The sequence below is a fragment of the Oricola indica genome (genome assembly GCF_019966595.1).
Lineage (GTDB): Bacteria > Pseudomonadota > Alphaproteobacteria > Rhizobiales > Rhizobiaceae > Oricola > Oricola indica.
This window is the reverse complement of the sequence record NZ_JAINFJ010000003.1, coordinates 279,108-302,733: the sequence shown is the minus strand read 5'-3', so window position 1 is coordinate 302,733 and position 23,626 is coordinate 279,108. Positions and strand designations below refer to the sequence as shown.

At 62.6% G+C, this 23,626-nt stretch carries 19 protein-coding genes; 11 read left to right on the top strand and 8 right to left on the bottom strand.

From position 1 onward, the window contains the following. Positions 1 to 298: 298 nt before the first annotated feature. Genes LC343_RS10250 through LC343_RS10240 form a run of 3 tightly spaced genes read right to left on the bottom strand, consistent with a single transcriptional unit; the run spans position 299 to position 4,841 of the window. Positions 299 to 1,213 carry a dimethyl sulfoxide reductase anchor subunit family protein gene (locus LC343_RS10250; RefSeq protein WP_223477023.1) on the bottom strand — a complete coding sequence of 305 codons (915 nt, stop codon included), beginning with the start codon at positions 1,211 to 1,213 and terminating at the stop codon, positions 299 to 301. A gap of 5 nt (positions 1,214 to 1,218) precedes the next feature. Further along, complete coding sequence (locus tag LC343_RS10245; RefSeq protein WP_223477022.1) at positions 1,219 to 1,968, bottom strand: 4Fe-4S dicluster domain-containing protein; 750 nt, start codon at positions 1,966 to 1,968, stop codon at positions 1,219 to 1,221. Continuing rightward, on the bottom strand, positions 1,965 to 4,841 hold the full coding sequence (locus tag LC343_RS10240; protein ID WP_223477021.1) for a molybdopterin oxidoreductase family protein: 2,877 nt from the start codon (positions 4,839 to 4,841) through the stop codon (positions 1,965 to 1,967). The genes LC343_RS10245 and LC343_RS10240 overlap by 4 nt, the downstream gene beginning before the upstream one ends. A 265-nt stretch (positions 4,842 to 5,106) precedes the next feature. Between LC343_RS10240 and LC343_RS10235 the strand changes: the two genes are divergently transcribed. Beyond that, positions 5,107 to 5,985 carry a LysR family transcriptional regulator gene (locus LC343_RS10235; RefSeq protein WP_223477020.1) on the top strand — a complete coding sequence of 293 codons (879 nt, stop codon included), beginning with the start codon at positions 5,107 to 5,109 and terminating at the stop codon, positions 5,983 to 5,985. 24 nt (positions 5,986 to 6,009) lie between these two features. Here LC343_RS10235 and LC343_RS10230 read toward each other — a convergent pair whose 3' ends face one another. Both LC343_RS10230 and LC343_RS10225 read right to left on the bottom strand, forming a co-directional pair. Beyond that, positions 6,010 to 7,125 (bottom strand): iron-containing alcohol dehydrogenase, encoded by a 1,116-nt coding sequence (locus LC343_RS10230; RefSeq protein ID WP_223477019.1) that lies wholly within the window; start codon positions 7,123 to 7,125, stop codon positions 6,010 to 6,012. Further along, the gene (locus LC343_RS10225; protein WP_223477018.1) at positions 7,125 to 8,573 is read right to left on the bottom strand and encodes an aldehyde dehydrogenase family protein; all 1,449 of its coding nucleotides are present in this window, start codon (positions 8,571 to 8,573) and stop codon (positions 7,125 to 7,127) included. Before LC343_RS10225 ends, LC343_RS10230 begins: the two co-directional genes overlap by 1 nt. Positions 8,574 to 8,760: 187 nt before the next feature. On the opposite strand from LC343_RS10225, the gene LC343_RS10220 reads away from it, so the two are divergent. Beyond that, positions 8,761 to 9,483 carry a sulfite exporter TauE/SafE family protein gene (locus LC343_RS10220; RefSeq protein ID WP_223477017.1) on the top strand — a complete coding sequence of 241 codons (723 nt, stop codon included), beginning with the start codon at positions 8,761 to 8,763 and terminating at the stop codon, positions 9,481 to 9,483. Between the two features lie 19 nt (positions 9,484 to 9,502). On the opposite strand, the gene LC343_RS10215 is transcribed toward LC343_RS10220, so the two are convergent. After that, entirely contained in the window at positions 9,503 to 11,056 is a 1,554-nt protein-coding gene (locus tag LC343_RS10215) for an FAD-dependent monooxygenase (RefSeq protein WP_223477016.1), read from the bottom strand. A 211-nt stretch (positions 11,057 to 11,267) separates the two neighbouring features. Between LC343_RS10215 and LC343_RS10210 the strand changes: the two genes are divergently transcribed. After that, positions 11,268 to 13,472 carry an ATP-binding protein gene (locus LC343_RS10210; RefSeq protein ID WP_223477015.1) on the top strand — a complete coding sequence of 735 codons (2,205 nt, stop codon included), beginning with the start codon at positions 11,268 to 11,270 and terminating at the stop codon, positions 13,470 to 13,472. Positions 13,473 to 13,502: 30 nt separating this feature from the next. On the opposite strand, the gene LC343_RS10205 is transcribed toward LC343_RS10210, so the two are convergent. Next, positions 13,503 to 14,153: a LuxR C-terminal-related transcriptional regulator gene (locus tag LC343_RS10205; RefSeq protein ID WP_223477014.1), complete on the bottom strand. Its 651-nt coding sequence runs from the start codon at positions 14,151 to 14,153 to the stop codon at positions 13,503 to 13,505. Positions 14,154 to 14,430: 277 nt separating this feature from the next. Between LC343_RS10205 and LC343_RS10200 the strand changes: the two genes are divergently transcribed. After that, positions 14,431 to 15,171 (top strand): glycosyltransferase family 2 protein, encoded by a 741-nt coding sequence (locus LC343_RS10200; RefSeq protein WP_223477013.1) that lies wholly within the window; start codon positions 14,431 to 14,433, stop codon positions 15,169 to 15,171. A 19-nt stretch (positions 15,172 to 15,190) separates the two neighbouring features. Here LC343_RS10200 and LC343_RS10195 read toward each other — a convergent pair whose 3' ends face one another. Beyond that, complete coding sequence (locus tag LC343_RS10195) at positions 15,191 to 16,102, bottom strand: alpha/beta hydrolase family protein (protein WP_223477012.1); 912 nt, start codon at positions 16,100 to 16,102, stop codon at positions 15,191 to 15,193. Positions 16,103 to 16,218: 116 nt separating this feature from the next. Here LC343_RS10195 and LC343_RS10190 point away from each other — a divergent pair, with 116 nt between their 5' ends. The 7 genes from LC343_RS10190 to LC343_RS10160 all read left to right on the top strand — a co-directional run bounded on the left by LC343_RS10190 (position 16,219) and on the right by LC343_RS10160 (position 23,624). Continuing rightward, positions 16,219 to 16,929 (top strand): GntR family transcriptional regulator, encoded by a 711-nt coding sequence (locus LC343_RS10190; RefSeq protein ID WP_223477011.1) that lies wholly within the window; start codon positions 16,219 to 16,221, stop codon positions 16,927 to 16,929. A 68-nt stretch (positions 16,930 to 16,997) separates the two neighbouring features. Next, a complete protein-coding gene (locus LC343_RS10185; protein WP_223477010.1) occupies positions 16,998 to 18,278 on the top strand; it encodes an ABC transporter substrate-binding protein in 1,281 nt (426 codons plus the stop codon). Between the two features lie 84 nt (positions 18,279 to 18,362). Then, positions 18,363 to 19,394 carry a carbohydrate ABC transporter permease gene (locus LC343_RS10180; protein WP_223477009.1) on the top strand — a complete coding sequence of 344 codons (1,032 nt, stop codon included), beginning with the start codon at positions 18,363 to 18,365 and terminating at the stop codon, positions 19,392 to 19,394. A 19-nt stretch (positions 19,395 to 19,413) separates the two neighbouring features. Continuing rightward, the gene (locus LC343_RS10175; protein ID WP_428982536.1) at positions 19,414 to 20,472 is read left to right on the top strand and encodes a carbohydrate ABC transporter permease; all 1,059 of its coding nucleotides are present in this window, start codon (positions 19,414 to 19,416) and stop codon (positions 20,470 to 20,472) included. Beyond that, the gene (locus LC343_RS10170; RefSeq protein ID WP_223477008.1) at positions 20,469 to 21,485 is read left to right on the top strand and encodes an NAD(P)-dependent oxidoreductase; all 1,017 of its coding nucleotides are present in this window, start codon (positions 20,469 to 20,471) and stop codon (positions 21,483 to 21,485) included. Before LC343_RS10175 ends, LC343_RS10170 begins: the two co-directional genes overlap by 4 nt. A gap of 13 nt (positions 21,486 to 21,498) precedes the next feature. Further along, positions 21,499 to 22,587, top strand: a complete 1,089-nt coding sequence (locus tag LC343_RS10165; protein ID WP_223477007.1) for an ABC transporter ATP-binding protein — start codon at positions 21,499 to 21,501, stop codon at positions 22,585 to 22,587. After that, a complete protein-coding gene (locus LC343_RS10160) occupies positions 22,584 to 23,624 on the top strand; it encodes a Gfo/Idh/MocA family protein (protein WP_223477006.1) in 1,041 nt (346 codons plus the stop codon). Before LC343_RS10165 ends, LC343_RS10160 begins: the two co-directional genes overlap by 4 nt. The last annotated feature ends 2 nt before the right edge of the window (positions 23,625 to 23,626 follow it).

Genomic DNA, 23,626 nt, shown 5'->3' with positions numbered 1-23,626 from the left:
CAGGAATTGGCCGCTCCCGTTTCGCGTGGCTTACCAGATGGCGGGCAGATGGCAGGATCGCGCCATATCAAGCAGCGATCTTTGATCGCGACTATTTTGGCACCGTTCTCCGCATTCGGCGGTATTCCTCCCAATTTGAAATTCAATTCCATTTTTATGAGAAGTCGGACGCGGTTTCAATCGCGGATATTCGATGTCTGCAACTACTTTGCGGGAACGAGGCGCTTTTCCGGCTTCAAGCGCGGCTGGCGAAGCGAATTCTCGTACAATCCGGAACGCCGTGCACCGAGCGCGATCGTCAGCGCGCGCCGTAATAGGCGCCAACGGCATGCTCCGCTTCCGCAAAAAACAACCAGCGCTCGCAAAGCAGGCCCGCGAAATGCGAGACGAGGGCGAGAACCGGCAAGGCCGGGCTTGGGGCAAAAGAGAGGAAGATGAGCAGAAGCACCGCCGGTACCAACGCACCGAAAAGAACAGCGAGCCGCGTGACCGCGCGGGCGCGTCTGCGTGCGACCTGGAAAACCATTTCGCGAAGCAGGTAGTTCGAGCCTGTATGCGGCAGTTCGAACCGGCTCACGGCACCGATATTGCCGAGCCCGGTGGCTTGCTCCGGCGATGCGCCGGCACTCGCGCGCGTCGTTTTCATGGCGCGTTGCCACCATGCCACCTTGACGATCCAGGCGAGGACCAGCGCGACCAGGGCGATGGCAGCGATCGGGGAACTGCGTCCCCCCTCGAGCACCGAAAGCACCAGCGCACCGCCGGCCGCCGCGAAGGCCAGGAAGACAGCCGGTGTCAGTGGCGTCGCCCAGCGCGGTACCGTGCGCAACTGCGTGTAGATCATCGACGTCGCGTACACCGTGATCGCGGAAAGCAGCGCGGCGATAATGCCGAGCGGAAGCAGACGCGCACCGGTGAATATCCAGATCAGTGCATAGGCCCCGAAGACGGCCGATGTCGCGGCTGCGAGCACGGCTTCGCGCGACAGCCACGAAGACCGCCATTGCGAAAAGGCGCGCCAGGCCCGGTCCGGACGTCTCAGGTGCATCGCCGATGCGGACAGTCCGGCAGTGACCAGAAGTCCCGCCACGAAGGCGTCCAGCCATGCGAACCACGTGCCTGTCGGCCCGAAACCGAGGCCCGTCCAGGCGATCAGGCCGAATCCGGCGCCGGAAAGGGTGGTGAAAAGCAGAAGCGAGACGGCGGGATGCATGCGGTCTACTCCAGCATTGCCAGGGCTTTGTCGACCCAGCCGAGCAGGCCGGACGGCTCCACCGTGGCCAGTTGCGCCAGATTGTCGGGTGCCGCGCCGTTGTCACAGCCGGTCTTCGGGCGGGGCGGAAGATATTTGTTCACCGGTTTCGTCGCCTGGTCGGGCATCAGGTCGTATCCGTCCCGTTCGGCCACCATTCTGGAGACAGCGCTATCCGGGTCGCCGAGATCGCCGAAATGACGCGCCTTGGCCGGGCATGTCCGAACACAGGCCGGCTCCCGGTCTTCTTCCGGAAGGTTCTCATTGTAGATGCGGTCGACACACAGGGTGCATTTCTTCATCACCCCTTCGGCCATGTCCATTTCGCGCGCGCCATAGGGGCAGGCCCAGGCGCACAATCCGCAGCCCATGCACATGCTTTCATCGACGAGCACGATGCCGTCCTCGCCGCGCTTGTAGCTCGCGCCGGTCGGGCAGACGGTGACGCAGGGCGCATCCTCGCAATGCAGGCAACTCCGGGGAAAATGCACCAGCTGCGCGGGCTCTCCCTCTGGTTTCACCTCGTAGGAGTGGATGCGGTTGAGCCACGTGCCTTCGGGTTGGCCGCCATAGGGATCCTGGTCCGAAAGCGGCGCGCCATAGGCGCTCGTGTTCCATTCCTTGCAGGCGACCGCACAGGCGTGGCAGCCAACGCAGATATCGAGATCAATGACGAGGCCGAGCTTCTTTGCGCCGGGTTGGGGAAGGCTGGTCATGTCCATGCCTTTCCGTAGGCGAGGGCGTCCGGCCCCGTGCCGACCGGCGATTTCTGCGTACCCGTATCGGGTTGGCTGACATCGGGCGGCGCATCCGCTTTCTCGATACGGACGCGAAGGTCGAACCACGCGGCCTGCCCGGTGATCGGGTCGGAATTCGACCAGCGCAGACCGTCACCCTTCGGCGGCAGCAACTCATGGATCAGATGATTGAGCAGGAATCCGCGCTTCGCCTCCGGTGCGTCCGGTTGCAAGGCCCACGCGCCCTTGCGCTTGCCGATCGCGTTCCACGTCCAGAGCGTCTTGCCGTTGACCGCAGCCATGCGCCGTATCGGCACGCAGATACGCCCGTGATGCGAAATCACCCAAGCCCAGTCGCCGTCCGCAAGGCCGGCGGAATCGGCCACGCTTTCGGGTACGTAGAGCGGGTTTTCGCCATGGATCTGGCGCAGCCAGGCGTTCTGCGAACCCCAACTGTGATACATCGCGGCCGGGCGTTGCGTGATCGCGTGCAATGGAAATTCATCAGTATCGAGCGCTGCTTCTTCCAGCGGCGCGTACCACTGCGGCAGCGGCGTGAAGCAGGTCGCGATCCGTTCGCGCGCATGCTCCGGCGGCTGCCTGTCGCCAAAACCCTCCGCCGCCAGCCGGAATTTCTGCAACGGTTCGCTGTAGAGCTGGAAGAGATATGGCGCGGGCTTGTCATACAGGCCCATTTCAACGGCCCAGTCCTGGTAGGCGGCGTTCCAAGGTTTGAAGAACTGCGCTTCCTCCGGAATATGCGTCTCGAAGAAACCGCCGTTTTCACGGTAGCGATCGACCTGTTCCGGATTGGCAGGGCCGCGCCCGTGGCTGTCGCCGTTTCCGCGCCATCCGGCGAGCGGCCCAACACCCGGCCGGCGCTCGTGATTGGCGATATAGTCGGCATAGTCGCGATATGTCGCGGTGCCGTCCTCGGTAACGAAGCCCGGGAGGCCCAGCCGCGCACCGAGGTCGATCAGCGCGCTTTGAAAGCCGCGCACATCGCGGTCCGGTTCGATCACCGGCCAGCGGATCGCGTCGGCGAGGCTGTCCGGTTCGGAGATCGGCCGGTCGAGCAGGCTGATGCAGTCGTGGCGTTCCAGATAGGTCGTATCCGGCAGGACGAGGTCCGCAAAGGCGACGGTTTCGGAGGAATAGGCGTCCGAATAGATGATCTTCGGGATCACATACTCGCCATTCTCGTCCGTGCGCGTCAGCATCTCCATGACGCCGCCGGTGTTCATGGACGAATTCCACGCCATGTTCGCCATGTAGAGGAACAGGACATCGACCGGATAGGGATCGGCCGCGACGGCGTTGGAGATCACCATGTGCATCAGTCCGTGGGCGGCCAGCGGCGCGTCCCATGAATAGGCCTTGTCGATGCGCAGCGCCTGGTTTTCTTCGTCGATCAGCAGGTCTTCCGGGCCGAGCACGTAGCCCAGATGCGGCCCGTCCAGCGGCGAGTCCGGTTTGCAGCCCGCATGCGGCTTGGGGTGCGCGTCGACTGGCTTGGGGTAGGGCGGTTTGAACCGGAATCCCCCCGGGCATTCGACGGAGCCGAGCAATATCTGCAGCAGATGGATCGCGCGGCAGGTCTGGAAGCCGTTGGAATGGGCCGATATGCCCCGCATGGCATGGAAACTGACCGGCCGCCCGATCATCGTCTCGTGCCTGCGCCCGAGCCAGTCGGTCCATGGCTGCTCGACGACGATCTCCTCCTCGAAGGCGGTGCTGGCCAGTTCGGCGGCCAACCGGCGGATCGTCCCCGCGTCGATGCCACACCGTTTGGCCACCCGATCGGGCGCGTTGGCAGGGTCGAGATAGGTCTCCGCCATGATGCGGAACACCGGCCGCGCCTTGCGGCCGTCGGGTAGTTCGACCTCGGTGTCGAATTCCGGGACCGCATCGACGTCGTCGCTCGGTCGAACAGTATGGCTCTTGCGGTCGAAGATGAGCGTGCGCCCTTCCTCGTCTCGCGCGAACAGGCCGTTTTCCGCCGTTCCGGGCGCATCGATGACCAGCCATCCCGCATTGGTGTAGCGGGCGAGATAGGCGATATCGACCGAACCGGTGCGCAGCAATTCGTGGATCAGGGCAATGACGAAAAGCCCGTCCGTTCCTGGCGTGATGCCGACCCATTCGTCCGCCACCGCATTATACCCCGTGCGTACCGGGTTGACGCCGACGATCTTGACGCCGCGCTCCTTCAGTCGGCTGAGGCCAAGCTTGATCGGATTGGAGTCATGGTCCTCGGCGACGCCGAAGATCATGAACATCTTCGTGCGTTCCCAGTCCGGCGTGCCGAACTCCCAGAACGCGCCGCCCATCGTGTAGATGCCGGCCGCTGCCATGTTCACCGAACAGAATCCGCCATGAGCCGCGTAATTCGGCGTACCGAACTGCTGCGCCCACCAGGAGGTCAGCGACTGAGACTGGTCGCGGCCTGTGAAGAAGGCCAGTCGTTTCGGATCCCTGCTTCGAACCTCGCCCAGCCATTTGGTCGCGATCGACAGCGCTTCGTCCCAGGAAATCTCCTTGAACTCGCCCGATCCGCGCGGGCCGGTCCGCAGCAGAGGCTTCCGCAGCCGTGCGGGGGAGTAATGCTGCATGATCCCCGCCGAACCCTTGGCGCAAAGCACGCCGCGATTCTTCGGGTGATCGCGATTTCCCTGGATGTAGCTCACTTTTTTGGTGCCATCGGCGTCCTTGCGCAGGAAAACATCGATGCCGCACCGGCAGGCACACATGTAGCATGTGGTTTTCGCGATCTCGTCGGCGACTTTCGGCGAGGGGTCAAGTCTGGCTGTAGATGGAGCCGGTTGCTGCCCGGGTGGTTCGTCCAGACTCATGGACGATGCTGCCCGTTCTTGTCGGTCCGGTCGGCGGGGCGGCCGCGCATGTAATGTAGCTCCGGCCGATACCGGTTTCTCATCGTGAGGGACGACCATGCTCTGCCGAACCAAAGTCCTAGGCGCACGAACAAACCCGATTTCCCCTTCTTTTTCGACACGTTGAGCACCTTTCCTGAATCAGGATGGCGGCTTCTATTTCATTGAACAAGCGAATAATTTTGGTAGGTTCAATCGAAGAAAGTGATTGATTGCGAGAGAACGGATGACACTCGATCAACTCAGAGTCTTTGTGGCGGTCGCGGAACGATCCCATGTGACGCGCGCGGCGCGGGCGATCGGGATGACGCAATCGGCGACATCGGCCGCGATTTCATCGCTGGAGCGCCAATCGGGCGTGCGGCTCTTCAATCGGGTTGGCCGCGGAATTGAACTGACGGAAGCGGGCCGGCGTTTCCTCCCGGAAGCGCGGAAAGTCCTGGAACGCGCCAAAATCGCCGGTGCCGTGCTCGAACAGGCTTCGGGCATTGCACGGGGAACTGTTTCCGTCGGCGCCAGCCAGACCATCGCCAATCACTGGCTTCCGAGGCGGCTCGCCACCTATCACGAGGCCTATCCCGGTATTCGCCTCGACATCACCATCGGGAACACTCAGGGCATCGAGAATGCGGTCATGGCCGGTCGTGTGGATATCGGCCTTGTCGAGGGTCCGACCGGCCATGGTGTACTGATCCGCCAGGTCATCGACACTGACCGACCGATGCTTGTCGTTTCATCCAGCTCTTCCGCGCAGATCGCACCGGGCGGACGAATGGACATGACGAGCCTGCCGTGGGTGATTCGCGAGGAGGGGTCGGGAACGCGTCATGTGCTGGAGGAACTCTGCGAGCGGACGGGCGTGCGCTTCGATGCCTTGCGCATCGTGCTCGTTCTGCCGAGCAACGAGGCGGTGCGCGAGGCCGTGGAGGCCGGCGCAGGCGTGACGATCATATCCGAACAGGTGGCCGCAGCATCGATCGAGGCAGGGCGGCTGCGCGCCGTTCCCGTAGATCTCCCGGAACGCGAATTCGCCCTGATCCGACACTCCGAACGGGCGCTGACGCCCGCGCAGCGCGCATTGATCGATGCGCTGTCCGGACGTTGACGGCGTATCGCCCACCACGTGCCGTTACATCGCGTCCTTGAGAAGCTGAAGGTAATCCTCGGCCCCGGCCGGTCGCGGATTTGTCGCCGAGAGGTGGTCGCCAGCGGCTTTTTCGGCAATGCCCGGCAGCAGGGCAGGGTCCACACCGAGTTCGCTCAGTTTCGCAGGCAAGCCGATCGAAGAAATGAAGTCGCGCATCCAGTCATGCGCCTCGACCTCTGGCGGCATTCCGGCCGCGGTGCGGATGCGCGCGATTTCTCCGACTGCGTGTTCCTTGTTGAAGCGGAGAATATGCGGAAGCAAGACGCCGATCAGTGTGCCGTGACGCAGATGCAATTCACCAAGCGGTGTCGCCATGGCATGCGCGCCGCCGAGCGATTTTTGCAGGCACATTCCGCCTTCCAGCGCCGCCATCATCATTTCCCAGCGGGCCTCGCGGTTCGACCCGTCCTCGACAGCCACCGGCAGCCATTTCGCGGCCCGGGCGATACAATCCAGGGCGATCGCGGCAGCCGGCGGATTGACCATTGTGCTCATCGTCGTCTCGATGCCGTGGCTGAGTGCGTCGATCCCCGTCGCGGCGGTCAGGCGAGCCGGCAGGCTGATCGTGAGTTCGGGATCGCAGATCACGGTGTCGGCGACCATGTTGAGATTCACGACCGCCATCTTGCGCCCGTCCAGCAGGCTCATCACACAGGCGCGCCCGACCTCCGCTCCGGTGCCTGCCGCCGTGGGGATGGCGATTTGCGGTGAGACCTTGCCGATCGCGCCTGATCCGCCTGTCTTGACGTCGTAATCCGCCAGCTTGCCCCCATGGCTGCTTATCAGCGCGATGGCTTTCGCCAGATCGATCGCCGATCCTCCACCCAGCGCGATGACACCGTCGCACCCCTTGTCGGCCCAGATATCGAGGCATTCCAGCAACGATGCCTCGGTCGGATTCTCGCTTGTGCCGTCATAGACCACAGGCGTGTAAGGAGAGGCCGCCGCGAGCGCCTTTTCAAGAATTCCGGCGTTTGCGACACCCTTGTCCGTTACCAGCAAGGGCCGCTTCAGTCCGAGGCGACCGATCTCTTCGCCCAGGCAGGAGATCGCGCCGAAATCGAACGGGATTCGCGACAGGTACTGGATCAGTGGCATCAGTTCTCTGCCTCGTAATAGACATGCTTGGTTTCGAGGAAGTCGTTCATCGCCTCGATGCCGTGCAGCCGTCCTACGCCGCTTTCGCGGTAACCGCCGGTCTCCACCTCGGCGAGCAGCCGGTTGTGACTGTTCAGCCAGACGGTGCCGAATTTCAGTTTGCGGCTCATGCGCATCGCGCGTTTCAATTCGTTTGTATAGACGGACGCGGCGAGCCCATAGCGGGTTGCATTTGCTTTGTGGAGCGCATCCGCCTCGTCGGTAAACCGTTCGAACGACACGATCGGGCCGAACAATTCATCCTGCACGAGGTCGCTCGAAACGTCGTCGATCTCGAACATCGTCGGCGTGACATAGCATCCCTGTGCGAGGTCGCCCTTCGGCGCTTCGCCACGGACCACCATGTTCGCCTCGACGTCCGCGCGTTCGATGATGCCGAGGATGCGCTCCTGGTTCGGCCGGTCGATCAGCGGTCCGAGTTCGACCCCATCGGTCATCGGGTCGCCGGTTCTTACCTTCTCATAGGCCTCGGCCATGCGGTCCTTCATGGTGTCATACACACTGTCCTGCACCAGGATCCTGCTGACGCAGGTGCACATCTGCCCGTTCAGCGCCAGTGAACCGCGCTTGATCTCGGCGACGGCAGTGTCGAGATCCGCATCGTCGAAGACGATCGCCGGGGCCTTGCCGCCGAGTTCAAGCGAGACGTGTTTCACGGTGTCTGCGGCATTGGCCATGATGATCTTGCCGGTTCGCGACGAGCCCGTGAACGAGATGACGTCGATCTCTGGATGCGTCGAAAGCACGGTGCCGACCTCGGTTCCGTATTCGTTGACCGAATTGACGACGCCCTTGGGCAGGGCATCGAGCGCGGCGAAACACTCCATCACGGCGGCATTGGTGAAAGGGGTCTGCGGCGCCGGCTTGATAACGACGGTGCACCCCGCGGCAAGTGCCGGCGCGATGGAGCGGACCAGAAGCGTCACCGGCGCATTCCATGGCACGATCACCGAGACCACGCCGGACGGTTCGCGCGTCATCAGCGACATCTTGCCGGGACCGCTCTCATAGGTGCGTCCGAAGACATTGCGCGCGACGCCGGCATAATAGCGGGCTTCGCCGAAACCCGCTGCGACCTCGTGCTTGGCCTGGGTGAGCACCTTGCCGTTTTCCGTCGCCATCAAGGTGGCGATCCTGTCCTTGTTTGCCTCCAGCCTGTTGGCGAAATCGAGCAGCACCTTTGCCCGCAGCCTTGGATTGCTGGCCCATTCCGACGTTTCGAAGGCGTCACGCGCCGCCGTCACGGCCTGTTCGGCAAGGGAAACCGATCCGTTCGGCGCTGATCCGATCACGTCTCCGGTCGCCGGATTGATACTGTCGCAGAATCCGTTCGGCGCATCCGCCAACCATTCCCCATTGATGTAATGATGAGCTTTATTCGCCGACATGCGTCCCCTCCGAATGCAACGTACAGGCGTGACAGGTAGCGCGGACACGCCTTGATGCAAAGCGCTGATATGGGCACATGTGGTTACGTCCGCGCCGGGGCTTGTCCGCGAAGCTGTTCCTTGAGTAGACCAAGGGCCTTTCCAATCGGACGATCACCAGTCGTTCGGATCCCGAGGACCGTTTCCGATGATCGATTACGTGCTCCTGGCCATAACGCTGGGCAGTTTCGTCGCCTCTTTCGTGAATGGGGCCTTCGCGACCGGCGGCGTCTACATCATGCTTCTGGTCAGCGTCTGGGTGTTGCCCGTATCGGCGGCTGTGCCGCTCCAGTCCGCTTTCGCGGCCGGGTCTCTTGCCGCGCGCATCGGATATTTCTGGCACCATATCCAGTGGCGCATCGTCGGTGTCTTCGTCTTCGGCTGCCTTTTTGGCGTCTATCTCGGCACGCGAACCTTCGCCAGCCTGCCGGAAGCCACGATCTCGATGCTGCTCGGCTGTCTCCTGCTGGTGCTCATCTGGATGCCGACAGGAAATCTGAAGCTGCGCTTAAAGCACCCGTTCTTCTTCGTCGGCATCGCGCACAGCTATCTTGGCGCGCTTTTCGGGGTCGGCGGCGTGCTGCAGCCGGTCATGCTGCGCACGACTCTCGTGAAACTCCAGATTACCGGCACGCTGGCGGCATGCCTGATCTCTCTGGATGTGATGAAGGTCGCCGGCTATGTCAGCCTGGGCTTCAGCTATTTCGACTATGTTCCGCATATCGTGCTCGCGACGATTGCGGGTTTCGCGGGAACCTGGGCCGGCAAGCGGGTAACGCACCACGTTTCCGAAGAGCTGTTCCGGAAACTGTTCCGTATCCTGGTGTCGCTGATTGCGCTGCGTCTGATCTACAAGGGTTGGGTCATGTAGCTGCCGGCGGGGGGAAGGGCTACGTCCGGGCGATTGCGGTCGCCAACGCGTCAGCGTCCGCCGGCCCTGTTCCGCAAGCGGCGATATAGCGGTCCGGTCGCAATAGGATCAGATCCGCTTCCCATTCGCGGGTTTCCTCGGTCGCCGGCATTTCGACCACGTCGAGTGGAATGCCGAGCTCGTCGGCACGCGACCGGAAGGCGGCAACCGCTTCCGGGTGGCTGCCGACGGTCACGAGATTGAAATGCGAGCCGAGGCGCTCCGTGACGTCGCCCTTCGGCGACAGGAGATATCCCGGCCGCGCGGTATGGCTATGTTGGCCGACCGCGCTCGTCTTTCCGGAGCCGCCGGTCACGATGGGAGAGCCCGCATAATTCGGGCAGTATTGTTCGACGTCACGCTTCGTAAGTTCCGCGCGCTCGGCCCACGCTTTCTCGAAAGCGGCCTTGTCCTTTTCGGGACTGTATTCGGCGACGAACGCGCGGTCGCTTTCGATCATCTGCGCAATGAAGTCGTCGGCGGTGGAATCGAAGACCGGCTGACGTTCTTGGGAATAGCTGTCCAGAAGTGCATTGCTGCCCCATCCGCGTAGCGACGCTTCCAGCTTCCAGGCGAGATTGCGAATGTCTTCGTAGCCATTATTCACGCCATAGCCGCCATAGGGCGGATGGCTGTGCGCGGCGTCTCCGGCGATGAATATCCGGCCATTGCGGTAGTGGTCGGCTATGGCGATACGGAGATCCCAGAATCCGAGATACTCCGTCTCGAACTCGATTTCACGGCCGACCGCTTGCGCGAGGTGGTAGGAGAGGTCGAGCGTTTCCTCCGTCGAATCCTCCGGCACCGGCGTGTGAAAGAACCACCGACCGAGATCGACGCTGCCGAAGAACTGCCAGTAGCCTTCCTTGTCGGGGCTGAGCGCGTTGAAATAGGACTTGCCGGGAAAGCGTTCGAGGATCGAAAGAAGGTCGTCGGAACGGAACACTGCGAGCACCATTCTGCGGTAGTTCGACCTCACGGATTGGGTCAAACCGGCGCTTTCGCGTACCATCGAGCGGGCGCCGTCGCAGCCGACGACGTAGAGGGCGCTGACCCGCCGCGTTGCGCCGGAGTCGTCGATGACATCAAGATGAACGCCATCTTGCGTCTGCTCGACCCGCTCGACCCTGTGATTGAAATGAACTGTTACAGTGTCGAGCTCCGCTGCGCGCTCGCGCAGCACCGCCTCCTGATCATATTGCGGGATCCGCAAGTTCGAGGCCGTATAATACTGCTGTACGTCGCTTCGCACGAGCCAGTCATAGTGATAATCTCCGAGAAGGGAGCCATAGGCGGTTGCGCCGCCGCTGCCGTGTTTCGGTGGCAGTTTGATCGTGCTCTTGATCCGTTCGAATATCCCCCATGCCTGAAAGTGTTCGCCGGTGCGCTGTGTGAGATTCTGGCCCTTGGGGATCGGCTGAATGGTTTCGTATTTCTCGAAGAGGACGACATTGATGCCGCGCTGGCCGAGATCGATGGCTAGTCCGAGACCCACCGGACCGCCGCCGACGATCGCCACTTCCGCCGTTTCCATTCTTCCCCTCCCAGGATTGTCGGTCACGCATCAATAGTTGCAAGTCAGTATTGTGAACAAGGTTTTCTTCCCCGCCCTGGAAGCCGGGCGCCGCACATATGGATGTGCCGCCCCGTTCGGGGCATTTCGCAATTGCGCGCAATGGCAATATGAGAAGAAAGATTGGTGAGACGATCGGTACGCGAGGATTTCGTGCGCAAGGATGCGATGAATGACGATTGACGATGCCGGGACTGGTCCGCGGCTGGCGCCGGCGCTGATCGTCACGGTGGCGGCCGCGGCGGCGCTGGTTCTGGCGGCGATTGCGACCTTTGTCGCCGTCGATCAGCCCTGGCTCGGTCTGACCCTGAAGGCTCCGCAATCCGGCCCGGGCCTGGAAGTTGCCGACGTGTCGCCGGGGGGGCCTGCGACTCATCTGTCTCGCGGCGCAGTAATCGTACGGATCACCGGCGCCGAAGGCGGGACGATTGCCCTCAAGGCAAGCGCGCCGGACGGCGGCATCATGATGCTCGAAGCCGGCGACCTTGTCGAGGAGCCCGACGGCGTGGCCAGCTACGAGGCGCTGGACCGCTTCTTCGAACGCCAGGGCCGGATCGCGGACATTATGCGTTCTGGCCGCGTCCTCATGACCCTGCGCGATGGCACGCGGACGGCCATCGTCCCGGCGCAAAGACGTCCGCTTTCGATGTTGTCGGCGGACTACTGGCTTCAGATTGCGGTCGGTTTCGCTGGCTTGGTGATAGGCATCGCGGTCTGGGCGCTTCGGCCTTACATGGCCGGTGCCCGCATGCTCGGCATCAGCAGCGTTGCGCTGGTGCTTTCGACATATCCGTCGGCGATCTACCTGACCCGTGAACTGGCGCTGCCGGAACCGCTCTTCCGGCTTCTGAATACGGTTAATCCGTTCGGTTCCATGGCCTATGTCGCCGCATTGTGCATCCTGTTCCTCGTCTATCCCCGGAAGATCGTTCCGGCTGTTGTTCCGATCGTGATCGCATGTGGGACCGCGGCATGGTGGCTGCTGGATATTCTGCACCTGTTTTCCGGTCCCGATATAGGGCGATACCTGCCCGTCAGCGCGCTCGCCGTCGCCTCGTTTGTCACCGCCGGCGTTCAATATTGGCGCGCTGGCGACGATCCCCGGATTCGCGCCGGGCTGCGCTGGTTCGCTCTGTCGCTGGCGGTCGCGACCGGTATCTTTGTGATCTTCTATTCCGTGCCGATCCTGACCGGTAAACCGAGCTTTGCGCCCGAGGCTTTTGCCTACACCCTGGCGCTGATCGTCTATGCGGGACTGGCGCTTTCCATACTCCAGTACCGGCTTTTCGATCTCGATCGATGGACGTTTCGCATCCTGTCCTATGTCGCCGGAGCGCTGGCCTTCGTGGCTTTCGACCTGTTTCTCGTCACGACCATCGCGCTCGACTACCTGCCTGCATTCGGACTGGCGCTCGCGATGATCGCCTTGCTTTACCTGCCGCTTCGCGATGCGCTTGCCCGTCAGCTCACGCCACCGGAACCGAACCGAACCCGTTTTTTCGAGAAGGTGGTCGATATCGCGCTGACACCGGATCGCGATATCCGGAACGACCGCTGGACAGGGCTCTTGCGTCAGGCGTTTGACCCGCTGTCCGTCGAACCGACCGGGGAATGCGCGGAGCCGGTGATTGCCGAGAACGGCCTTTTCCTGCGCGTGCCCGGGTATGGTGTGGTTGCGCCCGTGAGGGTCGGTTACGCACGAGGTGGACGGCGCCTGTTCTCCGGGCGCGACACGGAACTCGCGGACGAACTTCTGCAGATGCTTGCTCACGCATATGAAAGCCGGCTTGCCCAGGAAAAGGGCGCGGCCGAGGAACGCGCGCGCATCGCCCGTGACGCCCATGACAATATCGGCGCGAAGCTCCTGAGTGCGCTGCATGGGAGCGAGCCGAAACGCAAGGATGCGATGATCCGCGAGGCGATCTCCGATCTGCGCGACATCATCAACTCGTCGGCCGGCGCACCGAGAACGGCCGAGGATATGCTCGCCGAACTTCGTCGCGAGACCGCGGATCGTCTCTCGGCGGCAGGGTTGAGTCTGGACTGGCGGCTGGAGGAGGGCGAGTTCGCAGAACTGCCGAACTCCACGGTTCAGTCGATCCGCTCGATTGTCCGCGAGTCGGTGAGCAACATCATCCGCCACGCCGGCGCGTCAAGTGCGACAGTCACGATCGGCTTTTGCGACGGCACGGCGCACATCGAGGTCACCGACGACGGCAAAGGCTTCGATCGGGCATTGGAGACGACAGGCGTCGGGCTATCCGGCATGGAAACGCGTGTGCGTACATTGCTGGGCGAATATGGGCTGGACACCGGCCCCTCGGGCACAACTATCCGGGTCGCGCTCCCGATTGCTATGCCCGACGCGTCCACATAAGTCGAAGATAGCGCCGGCATCCGGCGTCCGTCACCCGTCACCGTCTTTGGCCTGCGCGCGCAGGCCGAGCCGTGTCGCGTGCCAGGACGCTTCGGCTCGCGATGAAATTCCCAGCTTGCGATAGATTTCCTTGATATAGCCGGAGACCGTGTTCTCGGCGATATCGAGTTCGGCGGCTACTTCGGCGTTGCGCAAGCCGCGCGCGATGAGCGCCAGCACGTCGGTTTCCCGGCGGGTAAGCTGCACTTCGTCGATCACCGGGCCGGTATCGCGGAAGTGGTTCATGATCCGGCGAGCGATGACCGGCGACAGGGCAGGGATGCCGTGGCTGATCTGGCCAAGCTGGTAGATCAGCACCGCTTCGTCCTGGTCCTTGAGCAGGTAGCCTTCCGCGCCCTGCGACAGTGCGGCGACGACATTGGCGTCATCACCCATGACTGTCGTGATCACGCAGACGGTTTGAGGACTCCGAGATTGCAGGAGCCGCAACAATTCGAGCCCGGAGCCGTCAGGCAGGCGCAGGTCGATAAGCGCCAGATCCGGCGCGTCATTCGCCGCGGCAAGTCCGGCGCGCAGGTTGTCCGCTTCGACGACGCTTGCGCCGGGAAATGCCGCGCAGGCGATCTGGGAAAGCCATCGCCGTGTCTCCGCGACGTCTTCAAGTATCAGTATTCGTTTCAAGCCTGGCCACCGGAAATCTGACGGGGGTTTTCTTCGCCCCCGAAGCCGGCGTCAAGTAAACGCACACCGACACGCGGTGTCACCCCCTGTTCGCGGGGATTGCCGCGACATACCCCCGATTACGGGCCGTCGCCTGATAGCAACTGCCCGGGCGCGGCGCGCGCTCCAGCGTCGCATCGGAATTCCGGGGATTTCATCTGCGCGTCGAGTCGGCTATGGCACGCAAGCAGGTGCCCGGCGAGCGGACACCGGCGTTCCAGCGGAGCCGGCGGCCTGCATGAAACTCTCCTTTGTAATTCCTGCCTTCAACGAACAGGACTTCATCGGTCCGTGCCTCGAAAGCGTCATGCGCGAACTCGCGACGGTTGAATGCGAGGCCGAAGTCATCGTCGTCAACAATGCGTCCACCGATCAAACGCGGGAGCGCGCCTTGGCCGTGCCTGGGGTCAAGGTTGTCTACGAGCCCAGGAAAGGTATCGTCCGGGCGCGTCAGGCGGGCTATGTCGCGGCAAGAGGCGAATTGATCGCCAACATCGATTCCGACACGCGTCTGCCCGAGGGGTGGGTAAAGACCGTGCTGCGCGAGTTCGAACGCGATCCCGATCTCGCCGCATTGTCCGGTCCCCTGATCTATTACGACATGTCCCGCATCGGCCGCCTGATGGTGCGGTCATTCTATGCTGTCGGGTATCTCGTTTACCTCGTCATGCATCACGTTCTGCATGCCGGTGCGATGATACAGGGCGGCAATTTCATCGTTCGGCGCGATGTCCTGGACAAGATCGGCGGCTACGACACGACGATTGAATTCTATGGCGAGGACACCGACGTGGCTCGCCGGGTGAGCCGGGAAGGGCGGGTCAAATGGACATTCCGCCTGCCGATCTATTCTTCCGCGCGCCGCATGAAGGGCGAGGGGCTCGTGACGGTCGGACTTCGCTACGCGATCAACTACGTCTGGGTCGCCGTTCGCGGCCGGCCCTTCACGAAGGATTACAAGGATATCCGTCCGGAGTGATCTCGGAGACGATCGCCGGTTACGTAAAAAAATGGAGGATGGCTCTGCGCATTTCCGGCGTTTCGACATGCCCGGTTTCGGGTGACACGAGAACGGTCAACCGATCGTTTGCGCGGACCCTTTCATAAGCATCGCGCACGGTTTCGACCGCGGGCCGCAGGCCTGCGGGCGGCGTCAGCGGGTCCGTCCCGCCCGCGCCGATGAACTGCGGCCTCGGTGCAATCATCGCGGCGATATCGCCCATGTCGCAACGGGCAAGCAGTCCCGGCACGGTCATATAGGAGCCGTGCAGGTCATGCGTACCGGCCTCGATCAGCCCGGCGATGTTGGAGAAGGCGCAGAGATGCGCCGTCCGCGCGACACGGGCGTCGAGCGCTGCAAGCCAGTAGGCATGCGTGGCGCCCATGGAAATGCCGAATGTGGCGATCCGTCCGGCATCGATGTCCGGCCGTTCGGTGAGATAATCCAGAGCTGCGGACAGGTCCGCGAGCATCAGGCCGAACAGTGTTTGTCCTTTCCAATGCGCGGCCTTCGCCAGCGCGCTCTCGCTTCCCTCGGTCTGCCGGTCGCCGAAACCGGGCATGTCGATGCAGAAAACGGCATACCCTCTGTCGGCGAGCAACGGGCCATAGGCTCCGCCGGGCAGGGCAGTGCGGCCTTCCCGCAATTCGCGCCTGCCGATGTCGTGACGATTGCCATGCGCGTGGCAGTAGAGAATCGCAGGGTGGGGACCGGGGCCCGAAGGCCGGAACATTGTCCCCGGAACCGGGCCGCCCGCCGTTTCCAGGCGGATTTCCTCTTCGATATGGCCGTCTTGCGCCGTGCTGTCGGTTACGGTTCCACCGCGGCAGCGTTCCGGTCCTTCAGGAATGCCGAGAAGCATCCACAACTGCGACACGTCGATGACCGGTTTTAACGTTGATGCTTGCATTCGAGGGATTCCGCGATAAGCTGGTATACTAGTACTTCGGCACTTTCGGAGGAGCAATTGCCGAGTTTCCCTTTTTGCGCATTCCCGGCGCCGTCCGGGCGCGTGGCGGGCCATTCATGCCCCGCCTGAGCGCTGAAGCCGAACGGTTCGATCCGGGTCCCGCACTTGACGATATCGAGATCGATCGGTCGCGCTCCATCGCGCCCCAGATTTACGACGCCCTGCGTGCCCGTATCGTCGACAATCGCCTTCCGCCGGGCGCGGCGCTAAGCGAGAGCGAAATCGCGCGTTTCTGCGATATTTCGCGGACGCCACTGCGTGCCGCGCTCCAGCAATTGTCCGGCGAGGGGCTGATCATCGTACGTCCGCAGGTGGGATCCGTCGTGGCGCCTCACAACGAGGCGCGTTTGCGAGAGTCGGTGTTCATCCGATGCGCGATCGAGGAGGCGGTCGCGCGCAAGCTGGCCGAGACCGGCCTCGACGAAGACGAACTCGCGCCGATTCTCGAGGCGCAGCGGCGGGCCGGGGAACGCGACGACTACATGGCCTTCTTCCGCCATGACGAGCAGTTTCACGAGGCGCTTGCCCGGATGGCCGGTGTGCCGAATTCGTGGCATCTCGTGCAATCGGTCAAGGCGCATGTCGACCGCCGGCGGCTGAAGCTGATGTCGTCGATCAAGGGCCGGTCGATGCAGGCCTATCGCGATCATGTTGCCCTTCTGGAACGGATTCGCGCCGGCGATCCGGAAGGCGCTGCAGCGGTTATCCGCGCGCATGTCGACTCCGTTTTTGAAACCGGGGAGGTGAACGGAAAAAATCATGAATGAACGAATGTCGAGCCTTGCTCGGCATTCATTAGTGTACTAGTATACAAGTTACAAAGGGAGGAAATGCAATGACACATCGACTGAACAAGACGCTCCTTCTCGGTGTTGCGGCGCTCGGCCTGATGGCCGGCAACGCGCTTGCCGAAACCGAGCTGCGCATGACCTGGTACAATGACGGCAATGAAGGCGAGGTCATGCGTGACCTGCTTGACCGTTTCGAGGAAGCCAATCCGGATATCAAGGTGGTTCTGGATGTCGTGCCTTATGCCGCCGTTCGCGACGGTATCGGCGTTCAGCTCGCCGCGGGCGAGGGGCCGGACATGGCCCGCGTCACCGATCTCGGCGGCCTGTCGCAATACTATCTGGACCTGACGCCATATCTCTCGGATGCCGATTACTGGCGCACGAATTTCGGACCGTTCCTGAAGTGGCTCGCGCCCGACAGCGACGCGATTTCCGGCTTCATGACGCAGCTCACGGTGACCGGGCCTTATGTCAACAAGACACTGTTCGAGCAGGCCGGCGTCGAGATGCCGGGCGAGGGCGCAACCTGGGATGACTGGGCGGCCGCGTCGAAGGAAGTCGCCGACAAGCTCGATATTCCGATCCCGATGGCCTGGGACCGCTCCGGCCACCGCGTTGCCGGACCGGCGATCTCGATGGGCGCCAAGATGTTCGACGAGAACGGCGAACCTGCCCTGGTCGATGACGGCCTGAAAATGATGGCCACGAAGCTCTATGACTGGCACCAGGACGGCACGATGGCCAAGGAGCTCTGGGGCTCGGTCTCCGGGTCGCAATATCTCGGCGCCAACGAGGATTTCGCCAACGCCAATGTCGTCCTCTACATGTCCGGCTCCTGGCAGATTCCGCAATTCGCCGAAACGATTGGCGACGCATTCGACTGGTGGGCGGTCCCTGCGCCATGCGGTCCGGCGGCCTGCACAGGCATGCCTGGCGGCGCGGCACTCGTCGCGATCAAGGACACGGAACATCCCGAAGAGGTCGCGATGGTGATGGATTACCTCGCTCAGGAGGAGAATCTTGCCGAGTTCTACAGCCGCACCCTGTTCATTCCGGGACATCTCGGACTGGCGGAAAAGGGGATCGACTTCGACACCGATGATGAACGCGCCAAGCATGCCTTGAGCACGTTCGCGGGCGCCGTCCCGTCGATCTCGCCGATCGCGTTCGAAACCCAGGGCTATCCCTACAACTACGTCATGTTCGGCGCGCTCATATCGCGTCTGGGCGAAGCTATCGTCGGCGAACTGACGCTCGACCAGGCTTTCGAGCGCATGACGCAGGATGTCGAGCAGCAGATCGCCGAGAAGAAGCGCGGTGGCTGATTGCTTTCGAGGCAACTGACAAATCCCCGGGCGCAGTTCCTCCGCGCCCGGCTACTCTCCAACCCATCGGCGTGACGCGGACCCATGGCGCTTGACGAAACGATAAAGCCCGAGGCCGAAACCGGCACGTCCCGGCTCAACGCGATTGCCGCGTGGCCGGTACGCGTGCTGTTCGGCATTCTCGACGTACCGTTTCGCGCCCTGCAGCGCCTGCTCGGCATCGGCTCGATGCCTTATTTCTTCATCCTGCCGAATCTGGCCTTTTTTGGCCTTTTCGTCGTCGTTCCGCTGTTCATCAATTTCGCTTATTCGGTCACCGGCGGCACCAATCTCTTCATGGAAAATCGGCCCTATGTCGGCGGGGAGCAATATGGCTTCCTGTTCGATTGCGGCAATTACCTCGATCCGTCGACTTGCCGCGAAGACCGTTTCTGGCGCGGTGTCTACAACACCTTCACCTTCGTCTTCTTCCAGGTCAGCCTGATGGTGCTTTTTTCGCTCGTCACGGCGCTTATCCTGAACCGGGAAATTCGTGGGCGCGGCTTTTTCCGCGCGGCCTTCTTCTTTCCGGTGCTGCTTTCGCCGGTCGTCGTCGCCCTGATCTGGAAGTGGATCCTGCTGCGCGACGGCGTGCTGAACGCGTTCCTTGTCTCGATGGGCCTCGACCCGATCCTGTTCTTCGTCTCGCCGGCCTGGGCGATGTTCTGGGCGATTTTCGTCTCCGTGTGGGCGCATATGGGCTTCTACACGCTGATCCTGCTCGCCGGTTTGCAGGCGATTCCACCCGATCTCTACGAAGCCGCCGAAATGGACGGAACGAAGCGCGAGCGCGTGTTCTTCCGCATCACGCTACCGTTGCTGTGGCCGAACATGCTGGTCGTCATTGTGCTTGCCTTGATCAAGGCGGTGCAGATTTTCGACGAGGTCTTCGTGCTGACCGGGGGCGGGCCGGGCACTGCCACGCAATTCGTCGTCCAGTACATCTACACGACCGGCTTCGCCAATCAGATCCAGAACTTCGGTCTGGCCGCCGCCGCCTCGGTTGTGCTCGGCGTGGTGCTCTTCGTGCTGACCCTGCTGCAACTCGCCGCCTCGCGGCGAAAGGACGAGGGCTGACATGGCCGGGACGAGTACAATGAACGACCGCTCGGTCACACGGTTCCTGACGGCGCGTCGTGGCGGCGCGTCGATGCACTGGACGGATGTCTTCTCCTACATCTATCTCGCGCTGGGCGTGGCATTGATGTTCGGCCCGGTGGTCTGGCTGGCATTGTCTTCTTTCAAGACGCCGGCCGGCCTGCAAGAATTTCCGCCGACCCTCCTGCCGCTCGGACAGATCGAGCGCCAGGTGGAGGGCTATGACGATCCGCTGCCGATGTTCGAGGTGACGATGGAGGACGGCTCCGTGCGCGAACTCGCGCAGGTGCGCCGTATCGGTATCATCGCGCAGATGGTCGATCCGGACGATCCCGGCGAGACGATCAAGGTGCCGATCGCCAATCGCAAGCCGATCCGTGAATTCCGCGTCGCATGGGAAAACTACACGAAGCCGCTCGAACGCTTCAACTTCCTGACCTATCTCAACAATTCGGTGATTGTGACCACCGCCGCGACGCTGGTGACCCTTCTTATCAACTCGATGGCCGCCTTCGGTCTCGCGATCTACGAGTTCCGAGGCCGTAGCGCCGTGATGCTGTTCGTCATCGGTACGCTGATGATTCCGATTACCATCATTCTCGTGCCGGCCTATCTCGTGGTCACGCAACTGGGCATGGTCAACAGCCTGTGGGCCGTCATCCTGCCGGGGGCGGCGACGCCGACAGGCGTCTTCCTGTTGCGCCAGTACATGCTGACCATCCCCCGCGACCTGATTGAGGCCGCGCGCATGGACAAGGCGTCGGAATGGTCGATCTACTGGCGCATCGTCCTGCCGCTGTCCCTGCCGGCGATCGCGGTGCTGGCGATCTTCTCCGTGATGTGGCGCTGGAACGACTTCCTCTGGCCGCTGATCGTTCTCAACCGCTCCGAGGTCTACACGCTGCAAATCGGCCTCAACGCCTTCCAGGGCGAACTGGACGTGCAGTGGCACTACGTGCTGGCGATGACTGTGGTCGCGCTGATCCCGGTCACGCTCGTCTTCGCCTTCCTGCAACGCTTCATCACGACGGGCATAGCCTCGAGCGGAATGAAATGATCCACACGAAGCCCGTCATCCTGTTCGATCCCTATCCGCGCAACGAGGCGATGGTCTTCACGCCCGATGTTGCGGAGGAACTCGGTCGTGTGTCGACACTCGTCACGCATTTCGGCGCGCGAGCGCCGGATGATCTCGTCGAAAGCGTGCTGGCCGATGTCGAAATCATCGTCGGTCAGACCGCGATGGGAAAGGACCGCCTCGACCGTGCGCCGAAGCTGAAGGCGATACTCAACGTCAAGGCGAACTGGGAGCCGAATATCGACTATGGCGAATGCCAGAAACGCGGCATCCACGTGCTGTCCGCCGCACCGGCCATGGCCCCTGCTGTCGCTGAGTATTGCATCGGTCAAGCCATTGCGCTGGCGCGCGGGTTCTCCGCTGCAAACGTCCTGTTTCGAGCCGCGGCGGAGAAATACGGGATCGCCGGCAACGGGCGCGCCTACAGTCTGTATGACGCGCCGGTCGGCCTCATCGGCTATGGCAATCTCGGTCGCGCGCTCGCGCCGCTCCTGCGGCCATTCGGCTGCCGCATCGCGGTCCACGATCCGTGGCTGTCCGACCGCTACCTGGAGACGGAAGGTCTCATTCCGGCAACGCTGGAGGATGTCCTTGCCGGGAGCCGCTTCCTGTTTATCCTGGCGGGCGTCACCAGCGAAAACGAAGGCTTCCTCGATCGTACGAAGCTCGATCTGATCCCCGATGACGCCTCGGTCATCCTTGGCTCTCGCGCCGAGGTCGTGGACTTCGATGCTTTTGTCTCGATGGCAGGTGCGGGGCGTTTCCGTGCGGCCATCGACGTATTTCCGCAAGAGCCGGTTCCCGCCGGTTCACCGTGGCGCGATGCGCCCGACATCCTTTATTCCGCGCATCTCGCCGGCGGGCTGGAAGCTTCCTATGCCCGCATCCGCGACATGATGATGGATGACATCAGGCAGATCCTCGGCGGTCTGCCGCCGCTGCGCATGCAAAAGGCCGAGCCGCGCCTCGCGGCGATGGCGCGCAGCCGATAGAAGGAACGATCGTTTGACCGAAATCCGCCTCAACAACGTCTTGAAATCCTATGGTCAGGTCGAGGTCATACATGGCATCGATCTGCATGTGGAAAGCGGAGAATTCGTGGTCTTCGTCGGTCCGTCCGGCTGCGGCAAGTCCACGCTTCTTCGCATCATCGCCGGTCTGGAAAAGGTATCGGGCGGCGATGTCGTCATCGACGGCGACGTGGTCAACGCCATCCCGGCCTCCGAACGCGGTCTTGCGATGGTCTTCCAGTCCTATGCGCTTTACCCGCACATGTCGGTCTACAAGAACATGGCCTTCGGACTGGAAAACTCGCGCATGCCGCGTTCCGAGATCGAGAGCCGCGTCAATGATGCCGCCGCGATGCTGCAGATCACGCCCTATCTCAACCGTCGCCCCAAGGCGCTTTCCGGCGGTCAGCGCCAACGCGTAGCGATCGGGCGGGCGATCGTGCGCGATCCGAAGGCCTTCCTGTTCGATGAGCCGCTGTCCAACCTCGATGCCGAATTGCGCGTCGCCATGCGCAAGGAACTCGCGGCCCTGCATGCCAAGCTGGGCGGCACGATGATCTATGTCACGCATGACCAGATCGAGGCGATGACCCTCGCCAACAAGATCGTCGTGCTCAATGCGGGGCGGGTCGAACAGATCGGCGCGCCACTCGATCTCTACAACGCCCCCATCAACACCTTCGTCGCCGGCTTCATCGGCTCGCCGCGCATGAACCTCATCGAGGCGGAGGTCGTCGGCGACGATGGCGGAGTGGCACTTCAGGTAGGCGGGCAACGCATCGCCATACCGGCGCAGGAAGGAATCGCGCCGGGACAGAAGGTCACTTTCGGAGCGCGGCCCGAGCACATGGCAATCGTCGGCGAGGGCGAAGGAGACATCACCGCTTCGGTCGATCTGACCGAGCAGCTTGGCGGCGAAACCTATGTCTACTGTACGGCTGACGGGCTACCGCAACTGACTGTGCACCAGGTCGGCCAGTTGCCGGTTCACCGGGGCGAAACAGTGCATCTGCGTCTCAATCGGTCCTCGATGCACCTCTTCGCGGCCGATGGTGGCGTCATCGTCAACGGATTTAAGGCATGAGCGCAGACAGGCTTGGTTTCGGCGTCATCGGAACGGGCATGGCGGCGACGCCGCATGCCCGTGCCCTATGCGATCTGTCGGATCGTATCGATGTGCGCGGCGTGTTTTCGCGCAACGTGCAGAAGCGCGAGGCTTTCGCGACGGAGTTTGGCTTTCCCCCGGCCGATAGCATTGAGGCGATCGCGGGCGATCCCGATATCGATGCGGTGATCCTGATCACACCGCCGAACCAGCGGCTGGATCTGGTTCGCATCTTTGCGCGAGCCGGCAAACATATCCTGATGGAGAAGCCCGTCGAGCGAACCACAGAGGCTGCCGAGGAGATCGTGCGGATTTGCGAAGCAAACGGCGTCAGGCTTGGCATCGTCTTCCAGCATCGGTTCCGTGAAGCGTCGCTGAAGCTCAGAAGCCTGATCGACGATGGTGCGCTTGGCGATATCGGCCTGGTGCGCGCCAGCGTGCCGTGGTGGCGCGAGCAATCCTATTACGACGAGCCGGGCAGGGGTACCTACGAGCGCGACGGTGGCGGTGTGCTGATCAGCCAGGCGATCCACACGCTGGACCTGATGCTAAGCCTCACAGGCCCCGTGGCGGAGGTGCAGGCCGTATCGGCGACCACTAGGTTCCACGAAATGGAATCGGAGGATTTCGTCGCCGGCGGCATGCGGTTTGCAGGCGGGTTTCCGGGATCGGCTATGGCGACGACCGCGGCCTATCCCGGCGACGCGGAATCGATCACGCTCGACTGCGACAAGGCGAGCGCGCATCTGCAATCGGGCGTGCTGACGGTCAACTGGCGCGACGGCCGTGTCGAACAGTTCGGAGAAACCGGCGGCACGGGCGGCGGCGCCGATCCGATGGCCTTCCCCTACGGATGGCACCAGGACCTGATCGCCGATTTCGCGGATGCTGTCCGGGAGAACTGCGAACCCGGCGTCCCGGGTCGCGAAGCCTTGCATGTCCATCGCCTGATCGATGCGCTTGTCCTCTCGTCGCGCGAGCGCCGGGCGGTCGAAATCGAAATCTCAACCACCTGAAG

What these genes read in the sequence shown, in the direction of transcription:
- LC343_RS10190 (WP_223477011.1), top strand. Translation starts at nt 16,219, where the DNA reads ATGCCCCGCCTGAGCGCTGAAGCCGAACGGTTCGATCCGGGTCCCGCA.
- LC343_RS10225 (WP_223477018.1), bottom strand. Translation starts at nt 8,573, where the DNA reads ATGTCGGCGAATAAAGCTCATCATTACATCAATGGGGAATGGTTGGCG.
- LC343_RS10170 (WP_223477008.1), top strand. Translation starts at nt 20,469, where the DNA reads ATGATCCACACGAAGCCCGTCATCCTGTTCGATCCCTATCCGCGCAAC.
- LC343_RS10195 (WP_223477012.1), bottom strand. Translation starts at nt 16,102, where the DNA reads ATGCAAGCATCAACGTTAAAACCGGTCATCGACGTGTCGCAGTTGTGG.
- LC343_RS10235 (WP_223477020.1), top strand. Translation starts at nt 5,107, where the DNA reads ATGACACTCGATCAACTCAGAGTCTTTGTGGCGGTCGCGGAACGATCC.
- LC343_RS10175 (WP_428982536.1), top strand. Translation starts at nt 19,414, where the DNA reads ATGAACGACCGCTCGGTCACACGGTTCCTGACGGCGCGTCGTGGCGGC.
- LC343_RS10220 (WP_223477017.1), top strand. Translation starts at nt 8,761, where the DNA reads ATGATCGATTACGTGCTCCTGGCCATAACGCTGGGCAGTTTCGTCGCC.
- LC343_RS10185 (WP_223477010.1), top strand. Translation starts at nt 16,998, where the DNA reads ATGACACATCGACTGAACAAGACGCTCCTTCTCGGTGTTGCGGCGCTC.
- LC343_RS10215 (WP_223477016.1), bottom strand. Translation starts at nt 11,056, where the DNA reads ATGGAAACGGCGGAAGTGGCGATCGTCGGCGGCGGTCCGGTGGGTCTC.
- LC343_RS10230 (WP_223477019.1), bottom strand. Translation starts at nt 7,125, where the DNA reads ATGCCACTGATCCAGTACCTGTCGCGAATCCCGTTCGATTTCGGCGCG.
- LC343_RS10180 (WP_223477009.1), top strand. Translation starts at nt 18,363, where the DNA reads ATGGCGCTTGACGAAACGATAAAGCCCGAGGCCGAAACCGGCACGTCC.
- LC343_RS10245 (WP_223477022.1), bottom strand. Translation starts at nt 1,968, where the DNA reads ATGACCAGCCTTCCCCAACCCGGCGCAAAGAAGCTCGGCCTCGTCATT.
- LC343_RS10200 (WP_223477013.1), top strand. Translation starts at nt 14,431, where the DNA reads ATGAAACTCTCCTTTGTAATTCCTGCCTTCAACGAACAGGACTTCATC.
- LC343_RS10250 (WP_223477023.1), bottom strand. Translation starts at nt 1,213, where the DNA reads ATGCATCCCGCCGTCTCGCTTCTGCTTTTCACCACCCTTTCCGGCGCC.
- LC343_RS10160 (WP_223477006.1), top strand. Translation starts at nt 22,584, where the DNA reads ATGAGCGCAGACAGGCTTGGTTTCGGCGTCATCGGAACGGGCATGGCG.
- LC343_RS10240 (WP_223477021.1), bottom strand. Translation starts at nt 4,841, where the DNA reads ATGAGTCTGGACGAACCACCCGGGCAGCAACCGGCTCCATCTACAGCC.
- LC343_RS10210 (WP_223477015.1), top strand. Translation starts at nt 11,268, where the DNA reads ATGACGATTGACGATGCCGGGACTGGTCCGCGGCTGGCGCCGGCGCTG.